Origin of the sequence: Streptomyces sp. VNUA24 (assembly GCF_029167005.1) — a bacterium.
GTDB classification, from domain to species: Bacteria; Actinomycetota; Actinomycetes; order Streptomycetales; family Streptomycetaceae; genus Streptomyces; species Streptomyces scabiei.
Genome location: NZ_CP119143.1, coordinates 7,373,578 through 7,391,327, shown reverse-complemented (window position 1 = coordinate 7,391,327; position 17,750 = coordinate 7,373,578). Strand labels below are relative to the sequence as shown.

The 17,750-nt window shown below is 71.2% G+C and carries 16 protein-coding genes and 2 tRNA genes; 3 read left to right on the top strand and 15 right to left on the bottom strand.

The genetic code is table 11. The features are described 5' to 3' along the window. Positions 1-571 precede the first annotated feature (571 nt). From PYR72_RS31655 to leuS, 3 genes are all read right to left on the bottom strand, one after another. Positions 572-1,417 carry a DegV family protein gene (locus PYR72_RS31655; RefSeq protein WP_275458436.1) on the bottom strand — a complete coding sequence of 282 codons (846 nt, stop codon included), beginning with the start codon at positions 1,415-1,417 and terminating at the stop codon, positions 572-574. Positions 1,418-1,510: 93 nt separating this feature from the next. Next, positions 1,511-2,335 (bottom strand): hypothetical protein, encoded by an 825-nt coding sequence (locus PYR72_RS31650; protein WP_275458435.1) that lies wholly within the window; start codon positions 2,333-2,335, stop codon positions 1,511-1,513. A gap of 366 nt (positions 2,336-2,701) precedes the next feature. Beyond that, on the bottom strand, positions 2,702-5,575 hold the full coding sequence (gene leuS / locus PYR72_RS31645) for a leucine--tRNA ligase (RefSeq protein ID WP_275458434.1): 2,874 nt from the start codon (positions 5,573-5,575) through the stop codon (positions 2,702-2,704). Between the two features lie 436 nt (positions 5,576-6,011). Between leuS and PYR72_RS31640 the strand changes: the two genes are divergently transcribed. Together PYR72_RS31640 and PYR72_RS31635 are read left to right on the top strand one after the other, a co-directional pair. After that, complete coding sequence (locus PYR72_RS31640) at positions 6,012-7,403, top strand: cytochrome b/b6 domain-containing protein (protein WP_275458433.1); 1,392 nt, start codon at positions 6,012-6,014, stop codon at positions 7,401-7,403. Next, positions 7,400-9,013 (top strand): NADH-quinone oxidoreductase subunit NuoF family protein, encoded by a 1,614-nt coding sequence (locus PYR72_RS31635; protein WP_059081043.1) that lies wholly within the window; start codon positions 7,400-7,402, stop codon positions 9,011-9,013. The genes PYR72_RS31640 and PYR72_RS31635 overlap by 4 nt, the downstream gene beginning before the upstream one ends. Before the next feature lie 133 nt (positions 9,014-9,146). On the opposite strand, the gene PYR72_RS31630 is transcribed toward PYR72_RS31635, so the two are convergent. From PYR72_RS31630 to PYR72_RS31585, 10 genes are all read right to left on the bottom strand, one after another. Further along, positions 9,147-9,219, bottom strand: a tRNA-Ala gene (locus PYR72_RS31630). 243 nt (positions 9,220-9,462) lie between these two features. Beyond that, complete coding sequence (locus PYR72_RS31625) at positions 9,463-9,696, bottom strand: hypothetical protein (protein WP_005479297.1); 234 nt, start codon at positions 9,694-9,696, stop codon at positions 9,463-9,465. A gap of 3 nt (positions 9,697-9,699) precedes the next feature. Next, on the bottom strand, positions 9,700-9,870 hold the full coding sequence (locus PYR72_RS31620; protein ID WP_013003613.1) for a hypothetical protein: 171 nt from the start codon (positions 9,868-9,870) through the stop codon (positions 9,700-9,702). A 221-nt stretch (positions 9,871-10,091) separates the two neighbouring features. Continuing rightward, a tRNA-Ala gene (locus PYR72_RS31615) sits at positions 10,092-10,164 on the bottom strand. A 128-nt stretch (positions 10,165-10,292) separates the two neighbouring features. Next, complete coding sequence (locus PYR72_RS31610) at positions 10,293-10,961, bottom strand: histidine phosphatase family protein (RefSeq protein ID WP_275458432.1); 669 nt, start codon at positions 10,959-10,961, stop codon at positions 10,293-10,295. Next, the gene (gene rsfS, locus PYR72_RS31605) at positions 10,958-11,404 is read right to left on the bottom strand and encodes a ribosome silencing factor (RefSeq protein ID WP_275458431.1); all 447 of its coding nucleotides are present in this window, start codon (positions 11,402-11,404) and stop codon (positions 10,958-10,960) included. Before rsfS ends, PYR72_RS31610 begins: the two co-directional genes overlap by 4 nt. Positions 11,405-11,567: 163 nt before the next feature. After that, positions 11,568-13,388 carry an LCP family protein gene (locus PYR72_RS31600; protein WP_275458430.1) on the bottom strand — a complete coding sequence of 607 codons (1,821 nt, stop codon included), beginning with the start codon at positions 13,386-13,388 and terminating at the stop codon, positions 11,568-11,570. A 16-nt stretch (positions 13,389-13,404) separates the two neighbouring features. Further along, the gene (gene nadD, locus PYR72_RS31595; protein WP_275458429.1) at positions 13,405-14,115 is read right to left on the bottom strand and encodes a nicotinate-nucleotide adenylyltransferase; all 711 of its coding nucleotides are present in this window, start codon (positions 14,113-14,115) and stop codon (positions 13,405-13,407) included. Positions 14,116-14,173: 58 nt separating this feature from the next. After that, positions 14,174-14,341: a hypothetical protein gene (locus tag PYR72_RS31590; RefSeq protein WP_275458428.1), complete on the bottom strand. Its 168-nt coding sequence runs from the start codon at positions 14,339-14,341 to the stop codon at positions 14,174-14,176. Positions 14,342-14,517: 176 nt separating this feature from the next. Beyond that, positions 14,518-14,688: a hypothetical protein gene (locus PYR72_RS31585; protein WP_013003607.1), complete on the bottom strand. Its 171-nt coding sequence runs from the start codon at positions 14,686-14,688 to the stop codon at positions 14,518-14,520. A gap of 98 nt (positions 14,689-14,786) precedes the next feature. Here PYR72_RS31585 and PYR72_RS31580 point away from each other — a divergent pair, with 98 nt between their 5' ends. Further along, entirely contained in the window at positions 14,787-15,866 is a 1,080-nt protein-coding gene (locus PYR72_RS31580; RefSeq protein WP_275458427.1) for a M48 family metallopeptidase, read from the top strand. A gap of 51 nt (positions 15,867-15,917) precedes the next feature. Here the strand turns inward: PYR72_RS31580 and PYR72_RS31575 are convergent, their stop codons facing one another. Both PYR72_RS31575 and PYR72_RS31570 read right to left on the bottom strand, forming a co-directional pair. Continuing rightward, positions 15,918-16,988 carry a hypothetical protein gene (locus PYR72_RS31575; RefSeq protein WP_275458426.1) on the bottom strand — a complete coding sequence of 357 codons (1,071 nt, stop codon included), beginning with the start codon at positions 16,986-16,988 and terminating at the stop codon, positions 15,918-15,920. Between the two features lie 108 nt (positions 16,989-17,096). After that, a complete protein-coding gene (locus tag PYR72_RS31570; protein WP_275458425.1) occupies positions 17,097-17,687 on the bottom strand; it encodes a hypothetical protein in 591 nt (196 codons plus the stop codon). Between the last annotated feature and the right edge of the window lie 63 nt (positions 17,688-17,750).

Here is a 17,750-nt window from a genome sequence, read left to right as displayed (position 1 = left end):
ACACCTCGTCGATGTCCCCGGCCCTGTCGACGGCAGACACCTCGTCGATGTCCCCGGCCCTGTCGACGGCAACGGCACCCCTGACGGTGGCAGTCGCCCGTGTGGAGGTGCCAGGTCCCGTGGCGCGACCCACGGCCGCCCTGCCCCCACCGGGAGCCCCCGCATCCCCAGCCCCCTGCGCACGGAGCCCCCGAACGGCGGAGCCCCCGCCCGCTTCCCTCGTCATCCCTCCGGGCGCGCCCGGAGGCCCGTGTCCCGACTCCCTCGGTTGCCCGGCCCGCTCGGGGAACAGTGCCTCCGCGCGCAGGCGGAGCGTCTCCGCCGCTGCCCGGCGGCGGTCGGCCCTGCCGCGGGGCTGTCGGGGGCGGTGCCGGTCGCGGCCGTCGGAGGACGGGCCGCGGCCCGGTCCGCTGGTGAGGGTCGAGCTGCGTGAACGTGGTCGAAGTGCCATGCGACGAGGATCGGACACCTCCACCGACTGGCGATGATCTTGCTCGATTCCGGTGGATTACTCCCCGGTTGTGGATAACTCTGTCACCCACACGAGCGGTGAACGGCTCGGCGAGCCGGCTCAGCGGGGCGAGACGACCGCCGCGAGCAGCCCGGGTCCCGTGTGCGCCCCGATCACCGCCCCGACCTCGCTCACGTGCAGATCGGCCAGTCCGGGCAGCCGGGCCCGCAGCCGTTCCGCGAGCGCCGCGGCCCGTTCGGGCGCGGCGAGGTGATGGACGGCGATGTCGACCGGCGCGCTCCCCGCCCGCTCGGCGACGATCTCCTCCAGGCGGGCGATCGCCCTGGACGCCGTGCGGACCTTCTCCAGCATCTCGATGCGGCCGCCGTCGAGCTGCAGCAGGGGCTTGACTGCGAGCGCGGAGCCGAAGAGTGCCTGGGCCGCGCCGATCCGTCCGCCCCGGCGGAGATACTCCAGGGTGTCGACGTAGAAGAAGGCGGAGGTGCCCGCGGCCCGCTTCTCGGCGGCGGTGACGGCCTCGTCCGCCGTGCCGCCCGCCTCGGCGGACTCGGCGGCGGTGAGGGCGCAGAATCCGAGGGCCATCGCGACCATCCCGGTGTCCACCACGCGTACCGGCACGGGTGCCTCGCGTGCGGCGAGCACGGCCGCGTCGTAGGTGCCCGAGAACTCGGCGGAGAGGTGGAGGGAGACGATGGCCGTGGCGCCCGCCTCCGCGATTCTGCGGTAGGTCTCCGCGAAGAGTTCGGGGCTGGGGCGGGAGGTGGTGACGGATCGTCGCTTCTGCAGTGCCTGGGCGAGGGACCGTGCGGAGATCTCGGTGCCTTCGTCGAGTGCCTGGTCGCCGAGGACCACGGTCAGGGGCACCGCGATGATGCCGTGACGCTCCATCGCCGGCGGCGGCAGGTAGGCCGTGGAATCGGTGACGATCGCGACATGGCGGGACATGAGCTGGAGGTTACCCGCCGAGCGCCGTCGACGGCAGCCCGGCCCCTGTCAGCCGGGGCCGTGCGGGGCGGGCCTGCGGGTGGACGAGCCGGGTCAAGTCGTGCTCTCCGGGCGGGGCTTCTTCTGCCACGGGTACGTCGGCCGCGCGGCGGGTGGGGCGATGGCGGGCTGGGGCGGCGCCTCGGCACCACGGGAGTCATCGGCACGGGACTCGCCTTCGCGGGAGTCCCGGGACCCGCTCACGCGTGGGTCGGCCGGGCGGGCCTCGGGGGTCTCCTGCCAGGTCTGTCCCGTGGAGGTGGCGGGCTCGGGTTGGGGCGCCTCGGGCCAGACCGCGGCGGGTTCCGTCGTCCAGTGCCGCAGTGCGCCCGCTTCGACGTCGATGCGCGCGCTGAGCGTGTCCAGGTCGTCCTCGGCGAACTTGCGGGCCCGGTCGTGCGCGGCCCAGCGCAGCGAGTCGGCGGACTTCACGACCCGCTCCGTGCGCTCGCGCAGTGCGGGCAGGCGCTGGGCCAGCTTGCTCCGGTCCGGTTCGGGCTCCAGGCGCCGGAGTTCGTCGTCGAGCTCCCGGCCGTGCTTGCTGAGCTGTTCGAAGAGGGCCAGCGACTCCTTCAGGGACTCGTCCTCGCCCACTCCCGCCTGCAGGGCCTCCTGGGTGGCCCGCATCGACGTGCGCAACTTCAGCCGCAGGTCCGCCAGTTGTCCCGCCGGGCCGGGCTGGGCCAGGCTTCTGGCGCGCAGGGTGGTGTCCTCGACGGTCCGCTTGGCCTGGGTGATCGTACGGTCCACGCCGCGCTTGGCCGCGCCGACCGCCTTCACCGTGGCGTAGGCGCCCAGCACCACGAGCAGCACGAAGAGCAGGGCGACGACTGCGATGACGGCTTCCACGACGCGCTCCTCCTCCGACCGGCACGGCATGTGCTGCGGCGCTCTTCAACGGTAAACGCAACGGGCAGGTCCCGAGTTCCACCGGAACCCTGAACCTGCCCGTAGGGGACGACCCCGAACCGCTGCCGACGGCGGCCGCCGGACGACGCGCACCGCCACGCCGCCGGTGCCCCGTCACCAGCAGCCCGTCACCAGGTAACCGTCACCAGTCACCAGCCGCCCGGCACCCCGGACCCTCAGTCCGGACCCCGCAGCCCGCAGCCCGCAGCCCGCAGCCCGCAGCCCGCAGCCCGCAGCCCGCAGCCCGCAGCCCGCAGCCCGCAGCCCGCAGCCGACCGACTACCACCCGTGGCCCCGCCCGTGCTCCCACGGAGCGCCCCCGCAGAGCGCCCCCGCTCAGGTGACGATGTTCACCAGCTTCGGCGCCCGCACGATGACCTTGCGGATCGGTGCGCCGGCGAGCGCCGCGACCACCTTCTCGTCGCCCAGGGCCACCTTCTCCAGCTCCTCCTCGGAGATGGCCGGCGACACCTCCAGGCGGGCCTTGACCTTCCCCTTGATCTGGACGACGCAGGTGACGGCCTCGTCGACGACGTACGCGGGGTCGGCGACGGGGAAGTCCCGGTGGACGACCGAGTCGGTGTGGCCCAGCCTGCGCCACAGCTCCTCGGCGATGTGCGGGGCCAGCGGGGCGACCAGCAGGACCAGGGCCTCGGCGACGGGACGGGACACCGGGCCGCCCACCTTGGTCAGGTGGTTGTTCAGCTCGGTGACCTTGGCGATCGCGGTGTTGAACCGCATGCCCTCCAGGTCCTGCCGTACGCCGTCGATGGCCTTGTGCAGCGCGCGCAGGGTGTCCTCGCCGGGCTCGGTGTCCACGACGGTCACCTCTCCGGTGGCCTCGTCGACGACGTTGCGCCACAGCCGCTGCAGCAGCCGGAACTGGCCCACCACCGCGCGCGTGTCCCACGGCCGGGAGACGTCCAGGGGACCCATGGCCATCTCGTACAGCCGCAGCGTGTCGGCGCCGTACTCCTCGCAGATCGACTCGGGCGTGACGGCGTTCTTCAGGGACTTGCCCATCTTGCCCAGCAGACGGCTGACCTTCTCGCCCTGGTAGAAGTAGGCGCCGTCGCGCTCCTCCACCTCGGCGGCCGGCACCGCGAAGCCCCGGCTGTCGCGGTAGACGAAGGCCTGGATCATGCCCTGGTTGAACAGCTTGTGGAACGGCTCGGCCGAGGAGACGTGGCCCAGGTCGAACAGGACCTTGGACCAGAAGCGCGCGTACAGCAGGTGCAGCACGGCGTGCTCGGCGCCGCCGACGTACAGGTCGACACCGCCGTGCGGCTGTCCCTCGCGCGGGCCCATCCAGTACCGCTCGATCTCGGGGTCGACCAGCTTCTCGGTGTTGTGCGGGTCCAGGTAGCGCAGCTCGTACCAGCAGGAACCGGCCCAGTTGGGCATGGTGTTGGTCTCACGCCGATACCGCTTGGGGCCGTCGCCCAGGTCCAGCGTGACGTTCACCCAGTCCTCGTTGCGCGACAGCGGCGTCTCGGGCCGGGTGTCGGCGTCGTCCGGGTCGAAGGTGCGCGGCGAGTAGTCCTCGACCTCGGGCAGCTCCAGCGGCAGCATCGACTCGGGCAGCGGGTGCGCGACGCCGTCCTCGTCGTAGACGATCGGGAAGGGCTCGCCCCAGTAGCGCTGGCGGCTGAACAGCCAGTCGCGCAGGCGGAAGTTGACGGTGCCCTGACCGATGCCGGTCCGCTCCAGCCATTCCGTGATGCGTGCCTTGGCCTCGACGACACCCAGACCGTCCAGGGACACGCCCTCACCGGTGGAGTTGATGATCTTCGCGTCGTACGAGGCGAAGGCGTCCTCCCAGGTGGAGGTGTCCGTGCCGCGGCCGTCGGTGGGCTCGACGATGCAGACGACCGGCAGTTCGAAGGCGCGCGCGAACTCGAAGTCGCGCTGGTCGCCGGCCGGGACGGCCATGATCGCGCCGGTGCCGTAGCCCATCAGGACGTAGTCGGCGATGAAGACCGGGACACGCTCGCCGTTGACGGGGTTGGTGGCGTACGAGCCGGTGAAGACGCCGGTCTTGTCCTTGGCCTCGGCCTGCCGCTCGACATCGGACTTCGAGGCGGCCTGCGCGCGGTAGGCGGCGACGGCCTCGGCAGGGGTCGCGTGGCCGCCGGTCCACACCTCGTGGGTGCCCTCGGGCCAGGCGTCCGGGGTGAACTTGTCGACCAGCGGGTGTTCGGGGGCCAGGACCATGTAGGTCGCGCCGAACAGGGTGTCGGGGCGGGTGGTGAAGACCGTGATGTGCTCGCCGTCGACGGGGAAGTCGACGCGGGCGCCCTCGGAGCGGCCGATCCAGTTGCGCTGCTGCAGCTTGATGGCCTCGGGCCAGTCCAGCTCGTTCAGGTCGTCCAGCAGACGGTCGGCGTAGGCGGTGATGCGCATGTTCCACTGGCGCAGCTTGGCCTTGAAGACGGGGAAGTTGCCGCGCTCGGAGCGGCCGTCGGCGGTGACCTCCTCGTTGGCCAGCACGGTGCCCAGGCCGGGGCACCAGTTGACGGGTGCGTCGGAGGCGTACGCCAGTCGGTACTCGCCCAGGACGTCGGCGCGTTCGGCGGCGCTCAGCGCGCTCCAGGAACCGCCGCCGGGCAGGGCGCGCTCACCGGACTCGAACTGGGCGACCAGTTCGGCGATCGGACGGGCCCGCCCGGTCTCGTCGTCGTACCAGGAGTTGAAGATCTGCAGGAAGATCCACTGGGTCCACTTGTAGTAGTCCGGGTCGATCGTGGCGAACGACCGGCGCTTGTCGTGGCCCAGGCCCAGCCGGCGCAGCTGGGACTTCATGTTGGTGATGGCCGCTTCGGTGGTGACGCGGGGGTGCTCGCCGGTGGCGACGGCGTGCTGTTCGGCGGGCAGGCCGAAGGCGTCGAAGCCCAGGGTGTGCAGGACGTTGTGGCCGGTCATCCGCTGGAAGCGGGCGGAGACGTCGGTGGCGATGTAGCCCAGGGGGTGGCCGACGTGCAGTCCCGCTCCGGAGGGATACGGGAACATGTCCATGATGAACTTCTTGGGCTTGGCGGCCAGCTCGGCGTCGCCCGCCAGGTCGCCCGTGGGGTTGGGGGCGGCGTAGGTGCCCTCGGCGTCCCAGAAGTCCTGCCAGCGTGCCTCGATGTCGGCCGCGACGGTGGCCGTGTAGCGGTGGGGGCTGGCGTCCGCCGCCACGTCAGCGGCGGCGGGGTTCGTCTCGCTCATGATCCTCAAGGCTCCATCGATCGTCTCTGCCAGCGGCTGTGTCGTCGGGAAACGAAAAATCCCCTCACACAGGAGGGGACGCCGCGCCGATGCCGACCATGCCGTCTCGTCGGCGGTCGGGACTGATCAGCGCGGCTCACTAAGCAGAAGGCGTACGGCACGCATGCGTTCAGAGTACCGCAGCCCCCACAGCCGTCGCGACGAGGTTCGAGGCTTCGAGGGGTGCGGACCAGCGGCGTGTCCGCCACACGTTCCGGCCAAATAAGTTGAACTTTATTCAAAACTTACTTCGCGTAACCGCCGCTAACGGGCATCCTCGATGTGAGATTGGTCCTGGGTAACAGCGCAATAACTCAAACCTCGTACCGCTCGGTATTGGCACCACTTACAGTTCGACGAACGGGACCGCTTTCCCGAACTGTTCGGAGTTGCCCCCATGAACCCTCGTCGCAGTAACAGCTCGCTGCCCCAGACCGGCCGTTCGGCCTACGGGATGGCCACGGCTGCCGCTCTGCTGCTGATACCCGTAAGTGTGCTGGTCGGAGGTGACGCGTACCGGGAGTTCCTCGACTTCGGAGCGGGCGTGCTCTCGCTCGTCTCGCTAACCTGCTCGGTGCTCTGGGGGCTCGTCGCCCAGGACCGGACGCTGCTCACCGTGCGCCAGCGCATCATCGGCCAGGCCGTCCACCGGACGACCGCCATCGCCTCGGTCGCGTTCCTCGTGCTGCACGTGACGGTCAAGCTGGCGCTGGACCACGTCTCCGCGATCGCCCTGTTCCCCTTCGCCCTCGGCGTGACGGGCACGGGAGCGCTCATCGGCTTCGGCGCGACCGCCGGCTCCATGATGGTCTTCGTCGCCATCACCGGCGCGCTGCGCAGCAACTTCGCGTCCCCGGCGCCGGTCGCGGCGCGCTGGCGCGCGATGCACATGATGGCCTACCCGGCCTGGTGTTTCGCGCTCGTGCACGGACTCTACGCGGGTCGCGAGGCCAAGCCGGTCTTCGTGATCCTCTACTCCGCGGGCCTGATCGCCGTCGCCGCCGCCCTGCTGCTGCGCGCCGCGCCGCGCGAGGTCAAGCGCCAGGTGGTCGAGCGGGTCGCCGCCGTCCTCGGCACCGACGGCCAGCGGCCCCCCGAGGTCGACGAACTGGTGAAGTCCCGTGCCGCCCGGCAGGGCATGGACGAGTCCGGCGGCGGTCGCCGTGAGGGCGGCCGGCGCGACCAGATGCGCGACAGCGGCCAGTTCCCCCTGCCCGGCTTCGGCGGCGGACAGGGCAACCCTCCGCTCGGCGACCCGCTGGTGCCCCCGCAGCGCGGGGCGGCGGCCGCCGCCGACAGCGGCCCCGGTTTCGCGGCCGCGTACCGCGCGGTGTCGATGACGCCGCGTGCGCAGGAGCAGCCCACGGCGGCCTATCTGACCCAGCAGCAGCCGCCGTTGGACATGCAGCCCACCCAGGCCATGCCCCGGATGGACGACGGCTCGACCACGGGGAGCACCCGTTGGCCGGCCCCGTCCCCGCCGCCGGTCGGCGAGGCGCCCCCGTCGTCGTACGACCCGATGCAGGACACGTTCGCCGGACAGCCGCTGGGCGGGCAGAGCTACCCGGGCCAGACGTACCCGGGTCAGACCTACCAGGGCGAGACGTACAACACGGGCGCTTCCGAAACTTCCTACGGAACCCCTGAGACGAACGCCCCCTACGGCACGTACAACCCGAACGACACGTACAACAGCGGTCCCGCCACTGAGTCGCTGTCCGGCTACGACGACTACAACCAGCCGGGCTCGGGCGAACCCTGGAACGCGCCTTCCGGAGGATTTAAGTGAACGAGGCCCTTCCCGACGTCCCCGAAGTCCGAGTGGTGGGCCTTCCCCAGCTCACCTCGGGCTTCGACCTCGTCGAGAGACTCGACCTCCCCATGCACCTCAAGGTGCACGGTCCGCTCGAACCCATGGGCGGTGAGGCACTCGCCCAGCTGTCCGAGCGGATCAACCTCAAGGGCAGGGGCGGCGCGGGCTTCCCGTTCCACAAGAAACTGCGGTCGGTCGCCGAATCGGCGATCAAGCGCGGCATCCGGCCCGTCGTGGTCGTCAACGGCAGCGAGGACGAACCCGCCTGCCGCAAGGACACGGTCCTCATCAACCGTGCCCCGCACCTCATCCTGGACGGCGCCCTGCTGGTCGCCGAGGCCCTGGGCGCCCGTCAGCTCGTCATCGGGGTGACACGTGAATCCACCGAGCGCTCGATGGAGGCGGCGCTCGCCGAGCGCGGGCTGAGCAACCGGCGCGGCGCCGCCATCCGCGCGAGCGTGCAGCGCAACCCGGTCCGGATGGTCACCGGCGCCGCCGGCTCGCTGATCCGGTCCATCGACGGCGGGCCGCCCATTCCGCCGGGCCGCAAGACCAGCGCGTCCAAGAGCGGTGTCGGCGGCGCGCCGACCCTGCTCTCCAACGCCGAGACCTTCGCCCAGCTCGCCATCGGCGCCCGCATCGGCTCCGAGCGGTACGGCAACACCGGCCTGTACGACGAGCCGGGCACCGTCATGCTCACCGTCTCCGGCGCGGTCGCCCGCCCCATGGTGATCGAGGCGCCCACCGGCGTGCCGCTGCGCTACATCCTGCAGCTCGCGGGCGCACCGCCGGTCCCGCAGGGCGTGCTGACGGGCGGCTACCACGGCAAGTGGATCGACGCGGCGACGGTCAACGAGGCGGTCGTGTCGCGGAACTCACTGGACGCGGTGGGCGGTGCGCTCGGCGCGGGCGCGATCCTGCCGATCAGCCAGGAGACCTGCCCGCTCGGCGAGTCCCTCCAGGTCGCCAAGTGGCTCGCCGAGGAGAGCGCGGGCCAGTGCGGTCCCTGCTACCTCGGTCTGCCGGCCGCGGCGCGCGGTATGGAGGACATCCTCAACGGCGGCGGTCCGGCCGCCCTGGAGGCCCTGAAGCAGGTCGCCAAGAACGTGAAGCGGCGCGGCGCGTGTTCGCACCCGGACGGCTCCGCGATGTTCCTGGAGTCGACCATCAAGGCGTTCACGGACGACCTCGCCGCGCATGTCCTCGGCAACGGCTGCGGGCGCCCCGTCGAGGGCGTGCTGCCCCTCTTCGAGGGCGGCAGGATGCCGACCGGCCTCCCGGGCGGCGCCGGTCCCGAGGACACCAGCAGCCGGCAGAAGATCTTCGTCGACTGGACGCTCTGCCGGGGTCACGGCCTGTGCGCCGACATCCTCCCGGAGGTCTTCCAGCTCGGCGCCGACGGCTTCCCCACCGTCGCCCAGGCGAAGGTCCCGCAGTACGCCGAGGCCAAGGCCCTGCGCGCGGTGCGCCGCTGTCCCGCGCTCGCCCTGCGCCTGGAGGAGGACAACCGCGCCTCGGCCCCGTCCCGGAACCTCCCGGTCCTCTCCCAGGGCCGTGGCCGCCGGGCCCTGGGCAGCGGCCGCTGACGCACGGCACGGCGAAGGGCGGGTCACTCCGGTCGGGGTGGCCCGCCCTTCGCCGTCGGGCCCCTGTCGATCCGTCGCCGGTCGGGCGCCGGCAACGCAAAAGACCCCGTCCGTGTGGACGGGGTCTTCTCTGTGGAGCTAAGGAGAATTGAACTCCTGACCTCCTGCATGCCATGCAGGCGCTCTACCAACTGAGCTATAGCCCCTTGCCGTGCTGTCCGCCCGGTCTCCCTGGCGACGACGACAACATTACCGGTCCCCACGCGCACCACCAAATCGATTCCGGCGGACCGACACGCGAGGGCGATTTGCCCGGTTGTGCCGGATTCCGAACCGCCGTTTCCCCGACCGGCGTTCACGCCCCGCCGCCACGGCCACGACAAGGCCGCCGGGGCGGCCCTGGAGGCCCCGCGGCGGACAGGAGCAGGGCAGGGACGCGGAGTTGACGCTCAGGCCGTCACGAACGAGTAGAAGCGCTTGAGCGTGCAGTGCTCTTCGAGGAGCCGGCCGTAGATCGGCTCACCCTCCAGCTCGCGGTACGTCTCGATGGGATCGCCTTTTATGATCAGCGCCCGTGCGCATTCCTCGCACCAGTACTGGTAGTCGGCGTTGACGGGCTCCATGTCGCGGACGATGGGCGTGCCGCTGCCGCACCAGTCGCACTTCCTCCTGTGTGCACCCATCGTTCAGCTCCAGCTGTGGCCGCAGGCCGTGCACACGTAGGAGATCCCTCCGTTGTCACCGAGGACTTGGGCCACGTGGAGCGAGCCGCAGGAAGGGCAGAGGAGGGTGGTCTTGCTCCGCATCACCACCTTCACGGGAAGGTCGTGGACCCTCCCGCGGATGCTCGCAGGCATCGCTTCTCCCTCCCGTCGGGCCGCGCCCCCTTCCGGCCGTTTGATTCTGCCACGGCCGGACCAATACGGTCAGCGACGCCTTCGTACCAGTCCGGGCGAGGGCGGGAAGAAGACGTCGCAGAGCTATACGCCTGCGGGACGGGGACTGCTCAAGAAGGGACGCAGGTCACACACGAAAAATCCCGCTCCCTGACGGGAACGGGATCTTCTGTACCGATCTGTGGAGCTAAGGAGAATTGAACTCCTGACCTCCTGCATGCCATGCAGGCGCTCTACCAACTGAGCTATAGCCCCTTGCGTCACGCGGTGAACCGCGTGGTGTCCGGTCCCGCTCGGCGGGGCGAACAAGAAGAACTTTAGCCTGCGACCAGCCGGAAAGTGAAATCCGGGCCGCGGCCCCGGTGCGGGGCCGCGTACGGGAGTCAGTCGTCGTCGCCGAGCACCGGCTCGGGCAGCGTGCCGGCGTTGTGCTCCAGGAGCCGCCAGCCGCGGGCGCCCTCGCCGAGGACGGACCAGCAGCAGTTGGAGAGGCCGCCGAGGCTCTCCCAGTGGTGCGGCTCCAGACCGAGGAGACGCCCGATGGTGGTGCGGATGGTGCCGCCGTGGCTGACGACGACGAGGGTGCCGCTCTCCGGGAGCTTGTCGGCGTGCCGGAGCACCACGGGGGCGGCGCGGTCGGCGACCTCGGTCTCCAGTTCGCCGCCGCCGCGGCGGACCGGCTCGCCGCGCTTCCACGCGGCGTACTCCTCGCCGTGCCGGGCGATGATCTCCTCGTGGGTGAGCCCCTGCCAGACGCCCGCGTACGTCTCGCGCAGGCCCTCGTCGTGGCTGACCTCCAGGCCGGTGAGGGCGGCCAGCTCGGCGGCCGTGTCGGCGGCACGCCGCAGGTCGGAGGCGACGATCGCGTTCGGCCCCAGGGAGGCGAGCAGCCGGGCGGCGCGGCGGGCCTGGCCGAGACCGGTCTCGGTCAGCTCGACGTCCGTGGTGCCCTGGAAGCGGCGCTCGACGTTCCACGAGGTCTGGCCGTGCCGCCAGAGGATGAGGCGGCGGCCCTTCCCCTTGCGTCCTGCCGTGTCGGTGCCCGCGGTCACCGCAGCTCCTCGCCCGGCTCGGTGTCCTCCTCGGCGGCGCGCAGCTTGGCGTGCTCCTCGCCCTTGCCGCGGGTGGCCTTGGCGTCGGCGGGCAGGTCCAGCTCGGGGCAGTCCTTCCAGAGCCGCTCCAGGGCGTAGAAGACGCGCTCCTCGCTGTGCTGGACGTGGACGACGATGTCGACGTAGTCCAGCAGCACCCAGCGGGCCTCGCGGTCGCCCTCGCGGCGGACCGGCTTGGCGCCGAGCTCCTTGTTCAGCCGCTCCTCGATCTCGTCGACGATCGACTTGACCTGGCGGTCGTTGGGCGCGGAGGCGAGCAGGAAGGCGTCCGTGATGGACAGCACATCGCTGACGTCGTACGCGATGACGTCGTGCGCGAGCTTGTCGGCGGCCGCCTGCGCGGCGGTGGTGATGAGCTCGAGGGAGCGGTCGGTGGCGGTCACTACACGGCTTTCGGTCGTCGGTCAGGAACCCTCACGGGCTGACCCAAGGGTCTCACGGCCCACCGACGCCGCCCCACGTGTTAATCGATCAGGCCCCGGAGCGAGGCCGGTGCGGCGGCTCCGGGGCCTGATCCCGATCATGTTCGACGGGGTCGGCCGGGGGTCAGCCCGTGGTCCCGGTCGTTCCCGCCGCTCCGGTCGTTCCCGTCGTCCCCGTGGCTCCGGTGGTCCCCGTCGCTCCGGTCGTCCCGCCCGTGCCGGTCGTCTCGTAGTTCTGGCCGAGGACGACCGAGACGTCGGCGTTGGAGGTGGTCTCGCCCTTCCTCACGGCGCCGGCCGGGAGGCCGAGGGTCTTGGCGACCTCGACGGCGTCCTGCTTGCGGGACGCGTCGGAGTAGGTGACCCGGGAGGTGGCCTCGGGGGTGGCGGTCGTGCCGGCGTCGAGGAAGGTGTAGCCGCCGTTGAGGACGACGACGCGGGCCTGTTCGGTGGCGTCCTTCTCGCCGGTGGCGTTGCGGATGCCGACGCGGACCGCGTCCCCGGCGTCGGGGCTCTTCGCGGCGCCGCCGAGCAGGTCCTTGACCACGCTGTCGGAGTCCTCGGCGCTGAGCGTGCCGTCCTGCTGGACGGGCAGCAGCTCGGTCGCGTAGTCGCCGCCCTTGGCGTGGTCGGCGAGCTTGGCGAGGAAGGTGCCGAGGTCCTTGTCGCTCAGCGAGGGGTCGAGGATCTGGGCCAGGGTCTGCACGGTGACCGTGGCGGCCTGCGCGTCGGACGACAGCTTGCGCAGGACACCGCGCATGACCTGCCCGAACCGCTTGAGCTGCGCGTCCTGCGACTCGCCGGACGCCCGGTAGGTGGCGTAGGCGACGGCCATCTTGCCGCTGAGGGTCTGTGCCTTGCCCTTGGTGACGAGGGGGGCCGCCCCCTTCTTCTTCGCCTCCGGGTCGGGCACGTTCGCGTTCGTGTCGATGTCGATGTTGCCGACGAGCCCGACGAGGTTGTTCAGGTAGGGGGTGTCCAGCCGCCAGGTGCCCTCGATGTCGGTGCCGAGGACGGTGTCGAGCGCGTCGCGGGTGCCGGAGGAGCCGTCGTCGTCGACGGACTTGGCGAGGGTGGTCGTGGTGCCGTCGTCGGCGGTGAGGGCGAGGGCATTGGGGATAAGAACGGTGGCGCCCCGCTCGGTGGTGGTGTTGTTCACGAGCAGTGCCGTGGAGGTGCCGCCGCCCTTGGTGTCGTGCAGGTGGACGACGATCACGTCCCGTTTCTGGGCGGCCGCGGAGGTCGTGGTGCCGGTCCGCTGCTCGGAGGAGGAGCCGGGCAGCATGCCCGCCCACCACAGGGAGCCGACCCCGCCGACCACGACGAGGGCGAGGACCACCACCAGGGCGACCAGCCGGCTCTTGGCCCGCCGCTTGGCCTCCTCGCGGCGCTCGGTGCGGTTCTCGGTGAAGTTCAGCCAGTCGATGACGTCCTCGGAGTCACCGTCCGGCTCCTCGACGAAGGCGAACTGCTCGGTGCGGTACTCCCGTTCCCCGGCGCCGCCCTCCGGGGGGCCGTCGTCGGCGGGGGGCCCGCTCTCCCCGGCGGTCGTCGGCGGTGCCGACTGCTGCGGGATGTAGGGGGTCTGCTCGGTGACGGGCGTCTGCAGGCCGGTGGCGGCCGTCTGCCCGTAGGGGTCGTACGGGTCGTAGCCGGGCCCCGCCGTCTGGTGGCCCGGGTCGTAGCCCGCGCCGACCGTGCCGTACCCCTGCGGGTACTGCTGCTGGGCCTGCTGGGTCTGGCCGCTCGCGTACGGGTCGTAGCCGTAGCCCTGGCCGTAGCCCTGCTCCTGGGGCTGCTGTGTCCCGTAGGGGTCGTACGCCTGTTGCTGAGGCACCTGCTGGGCGGGCGCCTGTCGGTACACCGGCTGCCCGTACTCGTCGTAGCCGACGAGTTCGTAACTCTGGTCGCCGCCCCCGTAGCCGGCGTCGTATCGGTCGTTCACCGGTGCCCCTCTCGGCTCACTCGCCGCGGTACAGCTGCCGCTTGTCGATGTAGCGCACCACACCGTCCGGCACCAGGTACCAGACGGGGTCGCCCTTGGCGACTCTCGCACGGCAGTCCGTGGAGGAGATGGCCAGCGCGGGCACCTCGACCAGCGAGACCCCGCCCGCGGGCAGGCCGGGGTCGGTCAGGGTGTGACCCGGACGGGTGACCCCGATGAAGTGCGCGAGGGAGAAGAGCTCCTCGGCGTCGCGCCAGGTGAGGATCTGGCCGAGCGCGTCGGCGCCGGTGATGAAGAAGAGGTCCGAGTCCGCGTTCAGCTCGTGCAGTTCACGCAGGGTGTCGATGGTGTAGGTGAGGCCCTTGCGGTCGATGTCGATGCGGCTCACGGAGAAATGGGGGTTCTCCGCCGTGGCGATGACCGTCATCAGATAGCGGTCCTCGGCCGCCGAGACCGACTGGTGCGACTTCTGCCACGGCTGGCCGGTCGGCACGAACACGACCTCGTCGAGACCGAACTGCGCGGCGACCTCCTGGGCCGCCACGAGGTGCCCGTGGTGGATCGGGTCGAACGTTCCGCCCATGACGCCGAGACGGCGGCGGCCGGGTGCCGACGGGCGGTTTCCCGGTGCGCCGGAGGCACTGCCGGCCCGGCCGTCCGCGGTGTCGTGCGCCTGGTCCGCCGCCTTGTCGTGCTCGGGACCGGTAGGCATGTCCTGCTCTCCCATGCGTGGAGAGCCTACCGGCCCGGCCGACGCGCGCCGTTCGAACGTCTTTTTGCGCGGATTAGCGATCGCGGTTGAAACGGGTGGTGATCCACAGCAGCAGCATCAGGGCGAGGAAGGCTCCACCGCCGGTCAGGTAGGGGCTCAGGCTCTCGTGGTTGCCGCCGTGCTCCCCGCCGCCCTCGGCGGCGAGAGTGACCAAGTCGGCAGCGGTGCTGTGGAAGCTCATCGTCGGCGTGACCTATCCGGTGGTGGGATCGGGATGAAGACCCGCCCATCGTAAGCGGGAGCCTTCGCCGCGATCACGCCGACTCCGCCCAGGAGTGAACGCGGGCGGCGCCGGGCGCGTACTACGCGTGCGAGCAACCGTTCGCGGACGCGGCACGTCCTTCCCGTCGGCGGGCGTCAGTCGTCCCGCTTGTATCCCCGCAGCAGGAACCACGCCATCAGGACGGAGCCCAGGACCATCACGATCAGCACCACACGCAGCAGGTTGCCGGCTCCCTGTTCCTTCGCGGCGGCGTCCGCGGCATCGGTGAGCCAGGCGGACGCGGGCAGGTGCGGGAGATGCCCCATGAGATCGCTCCTTACGGTTGATGCCCTGTCACGGTAACTCCGCCTAGGCTGGACCCCGCTTCGGGGGCACCTTGGGCAATCAGACGCATGGGGGAAACATGCCGGAAGACAGCCACGAGCAGAACGGGCGCGAGAACGTGCCGAGCAGGCAGCGCAGGCGCTTCGAGGGGATCTCCTCCCGGGCGTACGAACACCCCGCGGACCGCTCGGCGCTGGTGGCGCTGCGCAAGCTCAGCGGCTTCGACACGGTGTTCAAGGCACTCAGCGGCCTGCTGCCGGAGCGCAGCCTCAGGCTGCTGTTCCTGTCCGACTCCGTACGGGTCTCGGACCAGCAGTTCACCCACCTCAACGACATGCTGCGGGACGCGTGCTACATCCTGGACCTGGAGAAGGTCCCGCCGATGTACGTGAACCAGGACCCGCAGCCGAACGCGATGTGCATCGGCCTGGACGAGCCGATCATCGTCGTCACCACCGGCCTCGTCGAGCTGCTCGACGAGGAGGAGATGCGGGCCGTCATCGGGCACGAGGTGGGCCACGCGCTCTCCGGGCACTCGGTGTACCGCACGATACTGCTCTTCCTGACGAGCCTCGCCGTGAAGATCGCCTGGATCCCGCTGGGGAACATCGCGATCATGGCGATCGTGACCGCGCTGCGCGAGTGGTTCCGCAAGTCGGAGCTGTCCGCCGACCGCGCGGGGCTGCTGGTCGGCCAGGACGTCCAGGCGTCGATGCGCGGTCTGATGAAGATCGCGGGCGGCAACCATCTGCACGAGATGAACGTGGACGCGTTCCTCGCGCAGGCCGAGGAGTACGAGGCCGGGGGCGATCTGCGCGACTCCGTCCTCAAGATCCTCAACGTGCTGCCCCGCTCGCACCCCTTCACGGCCGTGCGCGCGGCGGAGCTGAAGAAGTGGGCGGAGTCCCGTGACTTCCAGCGGATCATGGACGGGCACTACCCGCGGCGCAGCGAGGACAAGGACGCCTCGGTGACCGACTCCTTCCGCGAGTCGGCCAGTCACTACACCAGCAGTGTGAAGAACTCCAAGGACCCGCTGATGAAGCTGGTCACCGACATCGCGGGCGGTGCGGGCGACCTCGGCGGCCGGGTCCGCCGCGGGTTCGGCGGAGGCGGTGCGGCTACCGCCCAGGAGGACCGGCCCCGCGACGACGAGTAGGACGTCGGGTGCGGGTGCGGGCGCGAGAAGCGCCCGCACCCGCACCCGGCCTCACACCTTCGGCTGCGCACTCTCCGCCAGCGTCCCGCACAGCGCCGTCGCCGCCCCCGTGCCGTACGGGTCGGTCCCGGCGGCCGGGCCGCCGGCCTTCGCGGTCTGCCCCGCCAGCAGCGGTCGCAGATGGTTCGTGGTGTCGTCGGCGCAGGCCAGCGGCCCGGCCTGGACGTAGGAGACGACGACCTCGACCTGGTGGGTGCGCAGGTCGTCCTGGTCGAAGCGGAAGTGCAGCTCGCGCCGGACGGTGAACAGCGATGCCTCGGCGTCGGCCTTCTCGCCGGGTGGCCGCAGCGCGTACACCAGGGTGTGGGCGGCGACGACCTCCAGGGTGCCGGAGTCGAACTCGGCGGCCTGGAGGGTGCCCTGGACGCGGATCCGGTGGTCGGCGAGTGTCGCGCGGGACGGGTCGAAGCGGACGAGCCAGCCGGTGGGCGCGTGCCGTCCGTCGGCCGCCGGACGGTCGAAGCTCTGCTGGAACTGGTCGAGCTGCTCGGAGTCCAGCAGCCGTCGCACGGGCTGGACGGTGGTGCCGCCGAGCACCTCCGGGTCGAGTGCGGAGGCGACCAGGTACTCCTTGGCGATGGTCAGCGCGGAGACGACCTGGCTGTCGGTGAAGTGGGCGGTGCGCCGGGTGGCCGGCATCGTGATGCCCTCGGCGCCGATCCGGAACTGGGCGGCCGGGCTGTGGGCGTACAGCGTCTCGGCGTTCTCGGCGCCGGGCACGGCGGACTGCGGGGAGAGCGGGATCACGGTCATCCGCAGCGGCTCGGTGGGCTTGGCGGCCGGGGTGTCGTACGGGTGGCGGACGCCCATGTAGATCGCGGTGCCGAAGGCGAGGGCGACCAGCAGGACGAGGATCAGGACCTGCCGGGAGAGGCCGCGGCGGACGGCCGGGCGGCGCCGGACGGCGGGGGCGTGGTCGGAGAGGCGCTCGTGGGCGGAGAACTCCTGGATGCGGGCAGCGCGGACGAACGACTCGTCGAAGACGACGGATCGGTATTCGTCCTCTCCACCGCCGGGGGCGCCCTCAGGAGTCCCCTCAGGTGGGTTTCCTGGCCCGCCCATACCTTGAGAGTAGGTTCTGGGGCGCTTCGGTAAACGCGTCGGTGCACGACAACTTCTGACAGGTCCTCACCAGGTTCGCCCCTACGGGGCGGGCCGCCGGGGGCCCTGTCAGGGGGTGCGGGGGTCCGCGGAGACCGCCGGCTGGGAGAAGTCGGCGGAGGCGGAGGGTCCGGTCGGGATGCCCTGCTCCACACCGGTGGTGGCGGGGGGCGGGATCCGTTCGCCGCGGCCGGAGGAGGTGCCCCGGTAGACGGCGGTGAAGGCCAGCGCGACCATGCCGATGCCCATCACGAGGGCGAGGATCCAGGCGACGGGCCGGTGCCAGCGGGTCTGTTTGCCGTACGGCCTGCCGTAGGCCCCGTCGGCGGCGTAGCGGGCCTCCAGGACCTCGGGGTCGTCGAGGTCGTCCAGGTCGTCGTCGTGGCCGAATCGCGAGCCGAAGCGGTCGCCGTAGCGGTCGTCGTCGCCGTGCACGCCTCTGGAGCGCGAGCGGCGGGCCTCGGCCTCCTGGGCCGCGGCACGGGCCTCCGCGGCGGCGAGCAGGCGCTCGACCGCGGTCGGCTCGTGGACCTCGGCGGCCCGTACGAAGTCCTCGTCGAAGACCACGGAGGCGAACTCTTCGTCCATACCCCCGCGGTCGCGGTCGTCGTCGGGCTCCCAGCCGTCAGGGAACGGCGTGCCCCCCACGTCCTCCGGCACGGATCCAGAGTAGACCGGGGTGGTCAATTTGGGCAGACGGTAAGGAAATTCATCCGGTCCGCC